The sequence below is a fragment of the Pseudomonas sp. zfem002 genome (assembly GCF_032621685.1).
Classification (GTDB): domain Bacteria; phylum Pseudomonadota; class Gammaproteobacteria; order Pseudomonadales; family Pseudomonadaceae; genus Aquipseudomonas; species Aquipseudomonas japonica.
Genome location: NZ_JAVYJH010000004.1, coordinates 24,351 through 37,490, shown reverse-complemented (window position 1 = coordinate 37,490; position 13,140 = coordinate 24,351). Strand labels below are relative to the sequence as shown.

Below are 13,140 nucleotides of genomic sequence, written 5' to 3'. Positions count from 1 at the left end.
CCCCCTCATACGCACCCACCAAGCGCTGACGGGGTCACAATCAGCAGGGAGTGCGGACTATGGAACATGTCGAAAACACCTGGCAGGGGCTTGAGGACTTTCTCCAGACAGCTCCGTTTCGGGATCTGGACATCGACTGTACTGCCGTAGGTATCGCCTCCGTCAAAGGTCCCACGGTCCACTTCAAGGAAATTCTCTTCCTCGAAGGAGAGATTCACGAAGACCCTGAAACCCTGCAAAGTCACTGCGCTTCTCTTGTTGCGCTCTGGGCTGCGGTCAAGGCCCCCTCCCTCATAGACCTCGGCCAGTGCTCCTGCATCGGTCGCCGCCTGCTGCTCCAGGAGCCGACCCTGGGCAGGCGCTTCGCCATTCACGCTACCGAGATAAACGACAGCACCCTGCTGTTTGCGGTCATTAGCTCGACGAAGCGCTGGAAGGATGTCGAAACGGTCAAATGCCTGATAACGGAGCTGGTGGCGCTTGCCGACCATGTGAGTGACAAGAATGACTTGAGGGCCGATGAGACCGAGTCCCAGCAAGACACCGGCCTGAACTGGTATCAGTTCACGAATCGCGAAGTGGACATCCTCAAGCTGGTCGCCGCTGGGCACAGTAACAAGCAGATCGCCCGCGAGCTGGGCTCAAGTCCTAACACGGTGCGGAACCAGATTCATGCGCTGTTCAGGAAGGCGGAGGTGACGAATAGGACTGAGTTGGCGTTGAGGGTTGCTGCGGCGACTTGAACTCCCGACGTCATCTCGAATTGAGCTCGTTTGATCCTTAGGGACCACAAGCCGGGCCTCCCCAAAAATCTGGTACTGCGACTCAACAATGGTTAGCATGGCAAGATGCCATCCTAGGCTGGCATGATGAGTAAGCGTCAATATTATTACGCTGAATTTTATCACCCCACAAACTTCGAGCCTTCTTAGAAGCACAGAGCTAACGAATGAATCAGCAGCCCAAGGATGAAAAAATTGAGACCGTCTTCGCAATCTCGTATGACGCAGAGGGAAGTGAGTTAGAAAACCACTCTATCGATGCTAGGTCTTTGGGCAATGCAATTCTAGGCATGGATGAACTCATCAAGTCCGCTGCGAAGATTGTGAGCAATGGCTCGTCTGAAGCGAAACTAAAAGTGGTCGCGCCGGCCCAAGAGGGATCTCTGGAGGTTGTTTTTGCAATTCTGGCAGACCCTTTAACTACAAAATCTCTGTTGGCTGGAATCGGACTAGTTACGACAGGGCTAGCTATCGGCACTGCAACAGCGATTAGCATCATCGAAAAACTGCAAGATCGAAAAATCGATCGTTACTCTGTAGACATTAATACTAAAATCGCGACCTTGGAGGTCGAAGGCGAAAAGCTTGAAATCCCCGAGCGAATCGCACAACTTGTAACAGACAAAACTGTGCGAGCAGCTCTTCACAAGGTAATCAAGGCCCCGATTGAAAACATACCTGGCGCACGGGTAAAGCTTATTGGGGAGAACAATAAGGTTGAAGTTGAAATCCCACCTGAAAAAGTAAGCTTGTTCGAACCTCTAAAAACTGGCTCACTCGAAGAAACGACCACGGAAGTAAATCAGGTAGTCGTGAAGTTCATTGCGCTAAATTTCAAAGGGAAAACTGGCTGGCGAATTCAGACCCGCGAAGGCTTTGAGTGTGCCGTAAGCATTGCGGATCAAGGCTTCATGGAAAAGGTTACCGCTAACGAAGAGGCATTCCAGAAGGATAAGCTTTACACGGTTGAACTTGAGCATGAGCAAGTCCGCAGGCCTGGCAATACCAAGAACACTTATACAATTAAGAGAGTCGTAAACTGAATAGCATCTGAGATAGCCAGCCATGTGGACGGAAAAGGACATATCAGAAGCAATACTTCTAGGAGCCCTAATATTGGGCTCCCCGCTTATCTATGCCTTCACCAAAAAGCTAGCATCTTACCTATTGAATAAATATATCCCACGAGATGCAGTGATCGACTACGTAGAGAACGGCTCTATTGTATGCACTTACCATATAAAAAGAGGGCTTTTCAAAAAAAGCCAGGTCTATCGACTAACTGCAGTAAATAACATCGATGACGAGAGGCACCAAGCATGAAAAACAGTGTGCTCTTTGCCTCCGCAGCAGGAATTGTCAACTCCATAGCTTTGAATCTGTGCAACTATTTCGCTAGCACACCAGAAACACTGCAGATAGCCAGTAACATATCACAGGTAATATCTCCATTTGTGGCGCTACTTTTTATTAATGCCTACACAAAAATCGATCACCCTCCAGCCTTGATACGTCAGGAAGCAGCTATCGCTGCAGCCATAAAAATCTGCCGAAACCATCTTCACGACAAGGATGCGACTGAAGAGTTCAAGGAGATGACAAGAAAGCAGCTAACTGAGTTAATGCTTCAACAGCAGAAACTACGAGTCGAATTTGAGAAGACTCACAGCTATTCCTCCAGCTTAGAACGCTCAGATAGTCCACAGTCCGCTGACTAGTCGGAAGCCAATTTAAAATCGCACTTGTCGCTTTCAGCAAGTGCGACTCCCGCTTTGAGAGTCACATATTTACCGACCAAAACCAGATCACATAAATAGCCTATATGGATATACGCTACCCGGCAGATCCGGGACATTTGCAATTGTTCTTGCAAGCCGCTGAGAATAACGAATGCTGACCGGAACAGGATCATAAAGAGCATCGTTATTCCAATCCATCTTTGTCAAAGCCAAGGCCTCGTGGGCAATAATTTCAAGGGGACCTTTTCCTGCATGTCTAGTTAGCTGAATCGGCTTAGGGATACTTTTTTTGCCTTGGTAGTAATCCCCATTTGTAGAGACTTCCGGAGCATTGCCTGCAACCCAGACAAGCGCCGAGTTTCCTGACCGAATAACCATAGTGCCACGGGGAACTGGGTAATTCGCAGGCTTGCTCAGGACATCAGCCCGATCAGAAGATATCAGCCATACGCCTCTCCAGCACGACGCTGTACCTACCTCGATGCACTCAATTTCCGGTATCCCAGCCAACGCATCAAATGCACCGTCGATTTCCTCTGGCCTGAACGCCGTAGTCTTGTGTATGACCAGTCGCTTCGGCAGATTACCGCCGTTTCGCCCTTGGTATAGACGCAAGCTACGAGCAAGCACGGAACGCATGTCATCACGGCTTAGAAACGGGTTGCGACGCGCCTCGCCAATATCCTCTACAGGGTCCCGTGCTTCGAAAGCCACAAATTGCATCCCGCCGCCGTCCATGTCGAAGACTTGGGAACAGCAGGTGACATAGTGAGCTTCACGCTGATCACCGCGCAGCGCGTAAGCAAGGCCGATATATGCAGTATCAGCAGGTATTCCCTTCAACGGGGCCAGCTTCCAAGGGGTACCCGATGCCTTTACGTAAAGGGCGATTGCAAGGCGCCAAGCAAGAGATGCCTTGTGCTGGAAGGTGAAAGCACGGTCGTTAATCACTTGGGTAGGAATGTTGTACTTAGCGCCGAGTCCTTTCAAAGCATCGTGCGCGTCAAAGTGCTTGCTACGACTGGCAGGAGCCCAAGCATCTGGAAGATGTACCAGTACGACGTCAAAGTCGTTTCTTACCATCTCCAATCGGCGAAGGGCGGCGTCCATGGCTAAGAAGAGCTTGGCCTGTGGGTCACCCTCTCCTGGCAACTGATCCATGGAGTCCGGCCATTTGATATGGGCTCCCTTGGGTGCCGATTCTAACCCCACCCGAAATAGCGTTTCAAAACCTGGATATGGTGGAACGTATTCTGAACGGTCACTTGGTCGGTAAGAGCCTCGTAGAGACGCCATAAGCTCGCCACGACGCTTGAACGCGCTTTCTGGGCCTACCGTTGCAATACGTATCCGTGAACTGTAGCCAGCAAAAGAGCCCTCAGAAAACGGACCGAAATTGAGAAGTCCTCTAAGCGGGTGCACATCTACTTGATCTACGTCCGAAGGCGAAAAAGACAGCAGCGGTTCCGCAAGAAGCGTGAATGGAGAAAGCTTCGATGCCTGAGCAGAACTGCCCATCATTTAGTCCTATCGAAGTACGAGTCATGATGGCCAGGCCGGCTCCAGCCAGTGATCTGGGAGATGGTAAATTCGGCATCAACTCCAGTGCCTTCGCTCAGTCCGAATGCTTGGACCTTCCCATCCACGCCCGACGCAAGGAGCTTTGCCCAGGCATCGATAATCGCTGCCCAGTGCCGATTATACTTTTGGGCCCAGCGCTCCCTCCGCCAGTCGCCTGCGGGATCTCCAACACGGTGTTCAGATGACCCACCCACTATGCGGCGATCATCGTCGGCCTGCTGCCCTCCCGCATAGGAAGTAAGTTCTTCCTTGGGAATATTCACAAAAGTGAATGGCTCAAAGCCACACCACCAGCGCTGCTCAATCAGTTCAAGCTTTAGGAGAACGCCTTCTTGGTATGGAAAGCCCAGCTTTGGCACATATCCCGCCAATGCGCCCCCATAGGCCGTCCGCAATAACGCAAGGTCCTGATCTCGTCGGCGAGTCCTTTCAGGATCCTCGCCCTCCTGACCACGCTTGACGACTAGTGAATGACCAGATCGTCTAAATTGGGGATTCAGCTGCCGATTCCGCGACAAAGCCTGAACCAGAGCGTCGTATAGAAGCCCACGCGCCCAGCTATCTTTCTCTACATCTAGATCAGCAGTTCCCGCTAACTGGGCCCCAAAAGGGGCTAGCGCAGCGATTAGCTCGTTATCCCTTCCAAACGCAACCAGTTCCCTACCACTGAAGGCTACGACTGCACGACACCTATGCTCCTTCAACAACGCTCTGACTTCCGAGATGCTGGCGGGTCTCGCCAAACTTATCCGGCGTGCTGCTGGAGGCAATGACTCGACTAGCAACGCTGAGTACCTCAATACCGGAAAAGTCCGGACTTCACTGGTTGACAGGTTCACAGGTACCAGTCGCTGAGCGTTTTGGCCCTGCATAACGTGATCAGTAAGCGTCTGAGGCAAATCAATTTGTTTGATCACCTCACCAGCCAATTCGTCAAAGGTCTTGCATTCGACTATCGCAACATCGACCCCAGCGACTAAGGCATTTTCCAGAAATCGGGTGACTGCGGGTAAAAGCCGTGAAGCTGAGGATGTCACCCAATAAAGCCCATTGGGGAATGGAGCGGTTTCCCGCAAAACAGAATCCAGGGCTTCCATGATCGAGGCATCACGACCACTGTATCCGACGACAACCATCCCAAAGCGCTTACTCGCCTCGACAAGCACGTGCCTCATATGCTCGTCTTGCTTTTCCAGCTCAGACCCAGTGTTCTTGATGGCAATGGACTGGTAATCACCGTGAAGCTTGGCCACCAGCGGCCAATCAGACTCGTTCAGGCATCGCATCGCACGCTCACTGGAGTCGATAGACGCTACGGTAGGCCTAGCCTGCTCCCGCGCAGGCAAAAGCGCATTGGCTGAAACAGCAGACTCTTCAATCAGCGGGTCGAAATTGGTGGTGAAAACACAATCCGCTTTACGCGCAGCGAGCAGCCCTCCAAGAACACGGTGGCCGAAACATGGGGTGCCTTTGGAGATCGCATCATCTATGTACTGCCTGCGATGCCTGGCTTGTGGGTATACCGCCTCGAACGCTGCTGCATACTCATTCGGATCACCGTCAGGCGGCAGGATCGACGTTCTGCTGAAAAAGTCATCAATGCGATCGATCCAAACAGGATCACCAGTGTCGATCTCCCGTTTCGAAAGGTTGTTTTCACGGCAAAAGATCTGGGCTTTGAAATCCCTGATCATTGCGTAACCCGTGGGGATCCCTGAAGCAGCTGATGCGCCTGCCCCGAGGAACCAAGCTACCAGATTGGGCCTCAACGCCAACGCAGTTGCGAAATGACTAGCCGAAATCGTCTGGATTGATTGCGTCACGAAGGTCGCTCGTTGAAAAAACTCATCCGTGTGCAGAGCGTTAGTGCCCTATTGCGATTTCAACATATAGAGAGCGGTGGAAAACGCTCTTCGCTATATCGTCAAACCGATAGGGGGAGCGTAGAAGGTCTCGTCGGAGTGGGCAAATCTCTACCGCCGCCAGCGGGCTAACAGGAAGAGAAAGTCACTTGCAGCCGGAAAGGGGTGCACCAAGTCGTCAGTTTGGTAGAGAACGCGAGAAGAAAAAGGGGCAGAAATCGCAATGTTTCCACAGCGATGGAATCTCATTTCCTGCTAGCCCCATGCTAGCCCGTTATGAAAACAAAAAAGGCCTGCATCGCTGCAAGCCTTGATTTTACTGGTGCCGGAGACAGGAATCGAACCTGCGACCTTCGCGTTACGAGTGCGCTGCTCTACCGACTGAGCTACACCGGCGTGGCGACAACGCTATCACTGCCGACACGCTTACGCAATTGACTGTTTCATAAAGACTATTGGGCCGTGCTGGTGCAGCCCTTGGGCGTGTGGTCGGCGCTGGCGTCGGTGCTGCAGGCCCAGCCAGTGGCGGAGCGGTTCAGGGTGAGGATCTTGCCCTGCACCGGGGCCGGGGCATCTCGCAGGGTGCAGACGAGGCTGCCGGTGCCGCTGGCGGCCACCGCCGAGGCGCTGATGGTGCAGTTGGCCGTGCTCTCCTGACCGCCAAGCTGGGTGGCGCTGGTGATGTCCTGGCCCTGGCCGAGACGGATTTCGAAAGCGCTCTTCAGGGCGCTGATCTCGGTCAGGCCGGCCGTGGTCTTGGTCCGCGCCTGATGGTCGGTGTAGAGAGGCAGGGCGATGGTCAGCAGCAGGCCGATGATGGCCACCACGATCATCAGTTCGATCAAAGTAATACCGCGTTGCACCCGCATGGGCGTACTCCCGTTTCACGATTGCGCAAGTCATTTCGGCCGGTGATACCGACAGGCGCGCCAGTAGGCCCGAACCGACATCTTTTGTCACCTCGCTGAACCGGGTCAGGCGGGATGGCTCGTCTACTCTAGTGCGGGCCAGGCAACGCTGCCGGCTGGAGCTGTAACGGAAATTGTGCTTGCCCAATCGCAACAAGGACGTCGCCACCATCATGAAAACCAGAACCTACAGCTGGCAGGGAGTCGACCGTAACGGCGCCCGGGTCAGCGGCCGCAGTGACGGGCAGAGCCCGGCGCTGGTCAAGGCCATGCTGCACAAACGCGGTATCCGCACCACCCGCATCCGTCATTCGCGTCGGCTCGCGGCACTCAAGCTGTCGCGGGACATCAACGCGGCGCAGCTCACTCAACTCAGTCGTCATCTCGCTACCCTGTTCCAGGCCGGCATTCCCCTGCTCCACGGCCTCGATATCATCGCCGACGGCAGCCGCCACCCGCGGATACTCCACCTGCTCGACGCCCTCAAGCGCGATATCAGCGCCGGCAACAGCCTGGCCGAGGCGCTGCGCAAGCATCCGCGCTACTTCGACACGCTGTACTGCAATCTGGTCGCAGTGGGCGAAGCCTCCGGGCGCCTGGACACGCTGCTCGACCAGTTGGCGACCTACCAGGAAAAACGCGCCACCCTGCGCGCACGCATGCGCAAGGCAATGATCTATCCGTTGCTGGTGCTGATGGTCGGGCTGGGCGTCTCGAGCCTGCTCCTGTTGCAGGTGGTGCCGCAATTCGAGGTGCTGTTCGCCGGCATGGGCTCGGAGCTGCCGGCCTTCACCCGAATGGTCATCGGCCTGGCGGACTGGCTGTCGGCACATGTGCTCGCCCTGAGCCTGGGTCTGCTGCTGGCGGCCATGGGCGTGCGCCAGGCCTTTCGCCACAATCCCCTGTTTCATCTCTGGCTGCTGCGCCTGGGCCATCGCCTGCCGGTGATGGGCACGCTGTTGCGGCATGCGGCGATGGCCCGTTTCGCCCGAACCCTGCATACCTGCTTCGCCGCCGGCATCCCCCTCGCGGAAGCACTGCTGCCAGTGGCCAGGGCCTGCGGCGATGCCCTGTACGAACAGGCCATACGCCGCCTGCGCCAGGATCTCGGCAACGGCCTGGCGCTGAGCACGGCAATGCGCGCCAATCCACTGTTTCCCAATCTCTGCGTGCAGATGTGTGGCATCGGCGAGACATCCGGCACGCTCGACGATATGCTCGATCGCATCGCCAACCATCATGAACAGGCCATCGACCAGTTGATGGAAAACCTGGCCAGCCTGCTCGAACCGGTCATCGTGCTGGTCCTCGGCCTGCTGATCGGCAGCCTGGTGATCGCCATGTATCTACCGATCTTCCAGTTGGGGGATGTGATCTGACCATGAGCCTGTGGGATCTCTTTGCCAGCCAGCCGTCGATCTACCTCGGTAGCGCCCTGCTCCTGGGCCTGCTCGTCGGCAGCTTCCTCAATGTGCTGGTGCATCGCCTGCCCTTGATGATGCAGCAGCGCTGGCGCGAGGAGGCCCGCGAAGTCCTGGCATTGCCGGAGCAACCCGTGGAGGGGCGCTTCGATCTTTTTCTGCCGTTGTCCCATTGTCCGCATTGCCGGCATCCCATCCGCCCGCGAGACAATATCCCGCTGCTTGGCTACCTGCTGCTGCGTGGACGCTGCGGCCATTGCCGGACGCGCATCAGCCCGCGCTATCCGCTAGTGGAACTGGCCGGTGCCGGCGCGGCGCTGTTCGCCGCCTGGCACTTCGGGGTCAGCGCCAGCGCGGCGGGCTTCATGCTGTTGAGCTGGGGACTCCTGGCCCTGAGCCTGATCGATATCGACCATCAACTGCTACCCGATGCGCTGGTCCTGCCCTTGCTGTGGCTGGGCCTGATCGTCAATGCCTTCGGGCTCTTCGTGCCACTGGACCAGGCCTTGTGGGGCGCGGTCGGCGGTTATCTGATCCTGTGGTCGGTGTACTGGCTGTTTCGCCTGGTCACCGGCAAGGACGGCATGGGCCATGGCGACTTCAAGCTGCTGGCGATGCTCGGCGCCTGGGGTGGCTGGCAGATCCTGCCGTTCACCCTGCTGTTCAGCTCGCTGCTCGGCGCCATCGTCGGCCTGATCCTGCTGCGCGCCAGCGGCAGACAGACGAGCACGCCGATTCCCTTCGGTCCCTATCTGGCCCTCGCGGGCTGGATCGCGCTGCTCTGGGGTGGTCAAATACCCACTTCCTATCTGCATTTCGCTGGATCCTGATGACAACGCCTGCCTTCACCCCCTGGATTCTCGGCCTCACCGGAGGCATCGGCAGCGGCAAGAGCGCTGCCGCGCAACGCTTCGTCGAACTGGGCGTGCACCTGGTGGACGCCGACCAGGCCGCGCGCTGGGTGGTCGAACCCGGCCGCCCTGCCCTTGCCAGCATCGTCGAGCGCTTCGGCCCCGGTGTGCTGCTGGAGGACGGCCAATTGAACCGCGCCGCCCTGCGCGCACTGATCTTCGCCGACGCGGAGCAACGCCGCTGGGTCGAGGCCCTGCTGCACCCACTGATCGGCCAGGAGATCTTCAGTTATCTGGCCAAGGCCGAGTCGCCCTACGCGGTGTTCGTCTCGCCACTGATGATCGAGTCCGGTCAGTACCAGCGCACCAACCGCCTGCTGGTGATCGATGCGCCGCAGAGCCTGCAGATCGAGCGCACCCTGCTGCGCGACCAGACCGACCCCGAGCAGGTCCAGGCCATCCTCAAGGCTCAGGCCAGTCGCGAAGAGCGTCTGCGCCACGCCGACGATGTGCTGGTCAACGATCGTGATATCGCCTGGCTGCACAGCGAGGTCGAGCGCCTGCACAACTTCTACCTGACTTTGCGAGGAGGCCGCGAATGAGCCAGCCCGTTACCGTTGATTGCCCGACCTGCGGCGCCCCCGTCGAATGGACCAGCGCCAGCACCTGGCGGCCGTTCTGCTCCGATCGCTGCAAACTGATCGACCTTGGCGCCTGGGCCGCCGAGGAGCACAAGATCCCGGTCGCTCCGGATGCCGAGGACGAACTGTTCTCCGGCGAATTCATCCCGCGCGAGCCGCATTAACGCTCGTCGTCTTTCCACGGGGCCTGCAGATAGCGGGTCCTGTTGAAGGTCTCCAGCCACTCCGGACAGAACACCACCAGCGCGCTGACCACCATGCCGTTGATGAACGCCTCGGGAAAGATGATCAGCCACAGATAGCCGATGAAGTCCTCCAGCCAGACCGGCATGGCGAAACGCCCGTCCAGCCACAGCACGCCCAGGCTCGCCAGCAGGCACAGCAACGCCGACAGCGCCGCGGCAAAGAATCCCGAACAGAAGATGTACACGAACAGATTGCGCGGCTGTGCCCGTTCGACGAGGATCGCGCAGCATTCGGTGACCAGCACCGGCAGGCCGATCAGCAGCACGCCATTGACCCCCATGGCGGCAAGGTCCTGGCGACCGAGGGCAATCAGGCCGAGTTGCGCAAGGCCGGCACCGAGCACCGCCAGCGGCCAGTCGAGCAACAGGGTCACGGCGGTCATGCCGATGAAGTGGAACGACACCCCCGTATCGAACTCCCGCCTGACCAGCCATAGCGCGAACAACGCGAACACGGTGCCGAAGAACAGGTGCTGGCGCCGGCTATCGGTGCACAGTTCGACCCAGGGCGCACGCGCCGCCGCCCATGCCAGCAGGGGCACGAAGAGCAGCCAGCCAAGGCTCAGGCTGAGATCCGACAGCAGGTGCGCGGCAATCACGACAGGCAGTCCTTCTTCGCGAGGAATGCTTGCAGTCTACACCCCGTCCGCCAGGCCGCCCTGCGCTGGCGCAAGCAAAACCGACCAGAATCAGCCACTTGCTCCGCGAATGTAATGATTGAGCGCTAAGCTTGTTCCCATGGACGACTCAGACTATCTGCGCCTGCTCACGATTCAGGCCGAACAAGCCAATGCGTTCCTGTCCAATGCCCGCAAATGGGAGCGCGAGCGTTGGGTCTGCCAGCGCCTGCTGCAAGGCTTGAACATTCCCTACCACAGCGAGGACTTCACCGCCGCCGGACAGGAGCCGCCGGATGTCTTGTTCCGCGACGCGGCGTTCGAGGTGTTTTTCGTGCTGGACGAGGGACGACGCCTCAACGACGAATGGCGCGAGGAACTGCAGCGGCGGCGCAGTGCGTTTTCCCTGGCGCAACTGGTCAGGCGCGAGGCGCGCCCGCGGCGCATCGGCGCGCCGGAGCTGTTGCAGCGCCTGGCGCCGACCTTGCGCAAGAAGGCGCACAACTACCGGGAACGCGGGCTCGACCTCGGAGAGCTGGACATCATTGCCTTCGCCAGCCTGAAACGGGAAACGCTGGATCTGAACAGTCATTTCCCGCCGCCTACCGAGTACCTGCGCCAGGGCTGGAGATCGTTGTCGCTGGTCGGACCGACCTTCGCCCGGGTCATCTTCGCCCATCCCGATGCGCCGGAGTTTCTGCGCAGCAACCTGGGACGCAGCATTGTCTTCGACGTGGGCATCAGTCTCTGACCCCGCGCTCGTTGCCGTACTGCCAACGCGGGATGGCATAAATCCCCCAGCGGTGATAAAAAGCGCAATCATTCCTGATTGAACCAGGCATTTGCCGGCAGGTACGCCAGTGGCAAACGGCTACAGTGAACGCTGTAGCTTTCCCACAGTCACAAGCGTCTATTTGCCGAGGCCATCATGACCAGCCGCCTGACCCCCGAAGACCAGCGACGTGTCGACCAGTACCTGCAAGCCCCCCAGCATCGAGTCGAGCGCCGGCCTTTCCGGCCATGGCTGCTCCTCGCTCTGGTGGTCGGCGTGACCATAGGTCTGGGCCTGTTGAGCCGCCTCCTGAGTATGTTGGTGCTATGAGCTGCCTCGCGCTCGCCCGCTCCGCCCGCCTCGTGCGGCCGGCCACTCAGGACCCGAATTCCGTAAACCTTATGAGATATCCCCATGACTCACCGTATCGTGATTGTCGGCGGCGGCGCCGGCGGCCTGGAACTGGCGACCCGCCTGGGCAAGACCCTGGGTAAGAAGGGCAGCGCCGAGATCACCCTGGTCGACGCCAACCTGACGCACATCTGGAAACCCCTGCTGCACGAAGTGGCCGCCGGCTCGCTGAACTCCTCGGAAGACGAGCTCAACTACGTCGCCCAGGCCAAGTGGAATCACTTCCAGTTCCAGCTCGGCCGCATGAGTGGCCTGGATCGCGCCGGCAAGCAGATCCAGCTGGCCGCCACCCTCGACGAAGAGGGCCGCGAGCTGCTGCCCGCGCGGACCCTGGGCTACGACACCCTGGTCATCGCTGTCGGCAGCAACACCAACGACTTCGGCACCCTGGGCGCGGCGCAGCACTGCCTGTTCCTCGATACCCGCAAGCAGGCCGAGCGTTTCCACCAGCAACTGCTGAACCACTACCTGCGCGCCCATGCCGGCGACCAGGCCAAGGAAAAGATCAGCGTCGCCATCGTCGGCGCCGGTGCCACCGGTGTCGAACTGGCCGCCGAACTGCATCACGCGGCCCACGAACTGGCGGCCTACGGTCTGGACCGGATCAAGCCGGAAGACATGCACATCACCATCATCGAGGCGGGTCCACGGGTCCTGCCAGCGCTGCCGGAGCGGATCAGCGTGCCGGTGCACAAGACCCTGGAAAAACTCGGGGTGAAAGTGATGACCAACGCGGCGGTCAGCGAAGTCTCCGCCGACAGCCTGAAGACCGCCAACGGCGACGTCATCGAAGCCGGCCTGAAGGTCTGGGCCGCGGGTATTCGGGCGCCAGCGTTCCTCAAGGACATCGACGGGCTGGAAACCAACAGAATCAACCAGCTGGTGGTACGTCCTACACTGCAGACCACGCTGGACGACAATATTTTCGCCTTCGGTGACTGCGCTGCCTGCCCGCAACCGGGCAGCGACCGCAACGTGCCACCACGGGCCCAGGCCGCGCACCAGCAGGCTTCGCTGCTGGCGAAGAGCCTCAAGGCACGTCTGGAAGGCAAGCCACTGGAGAGCTACGTCTACCGTGACTACGGCTCGCTGGTTTCGCTGTCGCGCTTCTCGGCGGTGGGCAACCTGATGGGCAACCTGACCGGCAGTGTCATGCTCGAGGGCTGGATGGCGCGGATGTTCTATGTGTCGCTGTACCGCATGCACCAGATGGCACTGTATGGCACCTTCCGCACCCTGATGCTGATGATCGGCAGCCGCATCGGCCGCGGCACCGAACCACGCCTGAAACTGCATTGATCTGAACCAGT

At 58.4% G+C, this 13,140-nt stretch carries 14 protein-coding genes and 1 tRNA gene; 10 read left to right on the top strand and 5 right to left on the bottom strand.

The window, feature by feature from the left end:
• Positions 1–59 precede the first annotated feature (59 nt).
• The 3 genes from RTI28_RS07690 (at position 60) to RTI28_RS07680 (ending at position 2,500) form a co-directional block, all read left to right on the top strand.
• Positions 60–743, top strand: a complete 684-nt coding sequence (locus RTI28_RS07690) for a response regulator transcription factor (RefSeq protein WP_316919899.1) — start codon at positions 60–62, stop codon at positions 741–743.
• Positions 744–949: 206 nt separating this feature from the next.
• Positions 950–1,825 (top strand): hypothetical protein, encoded by an 876-nt coding sequence (locus RTI28_RS07685; protein ID WP_316919898.1) that lies wholly within the window; start codon positions 950–952, stop codon positions 1,823–1,825.
• Positions 1,826–2,101: 276 nt separating this feature from the next.
• Positions 2,102–2,500, top strand: a complete 399-nt coding sequence (locus tag RTI28_RS07680; protein WP_316919897.1) for a hypothetical protein — start codon at positions 2,102–2,104, stop codon at positions 2,498–2,500.
• Positions 2,501–2,587: 87 nt separating this feature from the next.
• On the opposite strand, the gene RTI28_RS07675 is transcribed toward RTI28_RS07680, so the two are convergent.
• From RTI28_RS07675 to RTI28_RS07660, 4 genes are all read right to left on the bottom strand, one after another.
• Positions 2,588–4,039, bottom strand: coding sequence for a nuclease PIN (locus RTI28_RS07675; protein ID WP_316919896.1), 1,452 nt, complete (start codon positions 4,037–4,039; stop codon positions 2,588–2,590).
• Positions 4,039–5,925 carry an SIR2 family protein gene (locus RTI28_RS07670; RefSeq protein ID WP_316919895.1) on the bottom strand — a complete coding sequence of 629 codons (1,887 nt, stop codon included), beginning with the start codon at positions 5,923–5,925 and terminating at the stop codon, positions 4,039–4,041. The genes RTI28_RS07675 and RTI28_RS07670 overlap by 1 nt, the downstream gene beginning before the upstream one ends.
• A 359-nt stretch (positions 5,926–6,284) precedes the next feature.
• A tRNA-Thr gene (locus RTI28_RS07665) sits at positions 6,285–6,360 on the bottom strand.
• Positions 6,361–6,416: 56 nt separating this feature from the next.
• On the bottom strand, positions 6,417–6,833 hold the full coding sequence (locus tag RTI28_RS07660) for a pilin (protein ID WP_316919894.1): 417 nt from the start codon (positions 6,831–6,833) through the stop codon (positions 6,417–6,419).
• A gap of 212 nt (positions 6,834–7,045) precedes the next feature.
• On the opposite strand from RTI28_RS07660, the gene RTI28_RS07655 reads away from it, so the two are divergent.
• Genes RTI28_RS07655 through yacG form a run of 4 tightly spaced genes read left to right on the top strand, consistent with a single transcriptional unit; the run spans position 7,046 to position 9,949 of the window.
• The gene (locus RTI28_RS07655; RefSeq protein ID WP_316919893.1) at positions 7,046–8,251 is read left to right on the top strand and encodes a type II secretion system F family protein; all 1,206 of its coding nucleotides are present in this window, start codon (positions 7,046–7,048) and stop codon (positions 8,249–8,251) included.
• 2 nt (positions 8,252–8,253) lie between these two features.
• Complete coding sequence (locus RTI28_RS07650) at positions 8,254–9,123, top strand: A24 family peptidase (RefSeq protein ID WP_316919892.1); 870 nt, start codon at positions 8,254–8,256, stop codon at positions 9,121–9,123.
• On the top strand, positions 9,123–9,746 hold the full coding sequence (gene coaE, locus RTI28_RS07645) for a dephospho-CoA kinase (RefSeq protein WP_316919891.1): 624 nt from the start codon (positions 9,123–9,125) through the stop codon (positions 9,744–9,746). Before RTI28_RS07650 ends, coaE begins: the two co-directional genes overlap by 1 nt.
• A complete protein-coding gene (gene yacG, locus RTI28_RS07640; protein ID WP_316919890.1) occupies positions 9,743–9,949 on the top strand; it encodes a DNA gyrase inhibitor YacG in 207 nt (68 codons plus the stop codon). Before coaE ends, yacG begins: the two co-directional genes overlap by 4 nt.
• On the opposite strand, the gene RTI28_RS07635 is transcribed toward yacG, so the two are convergent.
• Entirely contained in the window at positions 9,946–10,629 is a 684-nt protein-coding gene (locus RTI28_RS07635; RefSeq protein WP_316919889.1) for an energy-coupling factor ABC transporter permease, read from the bottom strand. The genes yacG and RTI28_RS07635 overlap by 4 nt on opposite strands.
• 139 nt (positions 10,630–10,768) lie before the next feature.
• Between RTI28_RS07635 and RTI28_RS07630 the strand changes: the two genes are divergently transcribed.
• From RTI28_RS07630 to RTI28_RS07620, 3 genes are all read left to right on the top strand, one after another.
• Positions 10,769–11,398 (top strand): DUF1780 domain-containing protein, encoded by a 630-nt coding sequence (locus RTI28_RS07630; RefSeq protein ID WP_042127451.1) that lies wholly within the window; start codon positions 10,769–10,771, stop codon positions 11,396–11,398.
• Positions 11,399–11,575: 177 nt separating this feature from the next.
• Entirely contained in the window at positions 11,576–11,749 is a 174-nt protein-coding gene (locus RTI28_RS07625; protein WP_316919888.1) for a DUF3094 family protein, read from the top strand.
• A gap of 84 nt (positions 11,750–11,833) precedes the next feature.
• Positions 11,834–13,129, top strand: a complete 1,296-nt coding sequence (locus tag RTI28_RS07620; protein ID WP_316919887.1) for an NAD(P)/FAD-dependent oxidoreductase — start codon at positions 11,834–11,836, stop codon at positions 13,127–13,129.
• Positions 13,130–13,140: the final 11 nt, after the last annotated feature.

Coding starts and splice junctions, on each gene's coding strand:
- RTI28_RS07660 (WP_316919894.1), bottom strand. CDS start 6,833: ATGCGGGTGCAACGCGGTATTACTTTGATCGAACTGATGATCGTGGTG.
- RTI28_RS07675 (WP_316919896.1), bottom strand. CDS start 4,039: ATGGGCAGTTCTGCTCAGGCATCGAAGCTTTCTCCATTCACGCTTCTT.
- RTI28_RS07620 (WP_316919887.1), top strand. CDS start 11,834: ATGACTCACCGTATCGTGATTGTCGGCGGCGGCGCCGGCGGCCTGGAA.
- RTI28_RS07685 (WP_316919898.1), top strand. CDS start 950: ATGAATCAGCAGCCCAAGGATGAAAAAATTGAGACCGTCTTCGCAATC.
- RTI28_RS07630 (WP_042127451.1), top strand. CDS start 10,769: ATGGACGACTCAGACTATCTGCGCCTGCTCACGATTCAGGCCGAACAA.
- RTI28_RS07625 (WP_316919888.1), top strand. CDS start 11,576: ATGACCAGCCGCCTGACCCCCGAAGACCAGCGACGTGTCGACCAGTAC.
- RTI28_RS07650 (WP_316919892.1), top strand. CDS start 8,254: ATGAGCCTGTGGGATCTCTTTGCCAGCCAGCCGTCGATCTACCTCGGT.
- coaE (WP_316919891.1), top strand. CDS start 9,123: ATGACAACGCCTGCCTTCACCCCCTGGATTCTCGGCCTCACCGGAGGC.
- yacG (WP_316919890.1), top strand. CDS start 9,743: ATGAGCCAGCCCGTTACCGTTGATTGCCCGACCTGCGGCGCCCCCGTC.
- RTI28_RS07680 (WP_316919897.1), top strand. CDS start 2,102: ATGAAAAACAGTGTGCTCTTTGCCTCCGCAGCAGGAATTGTCAACTCC.
- RTI28_RS07690 (WP_316919899.1), top strand. CDS start 60: ATGGAACATGTCGAAAACACCTGGCAGGGGCTTGAGGACTTTCTCCAG.
- RTI28_RS07655 (WP_316919893.1), top strand. CDS start 7,046: ATGAAAACCAGAACCTACAGCTGGCAGGGAGTCGACCGTAACGGCGCC.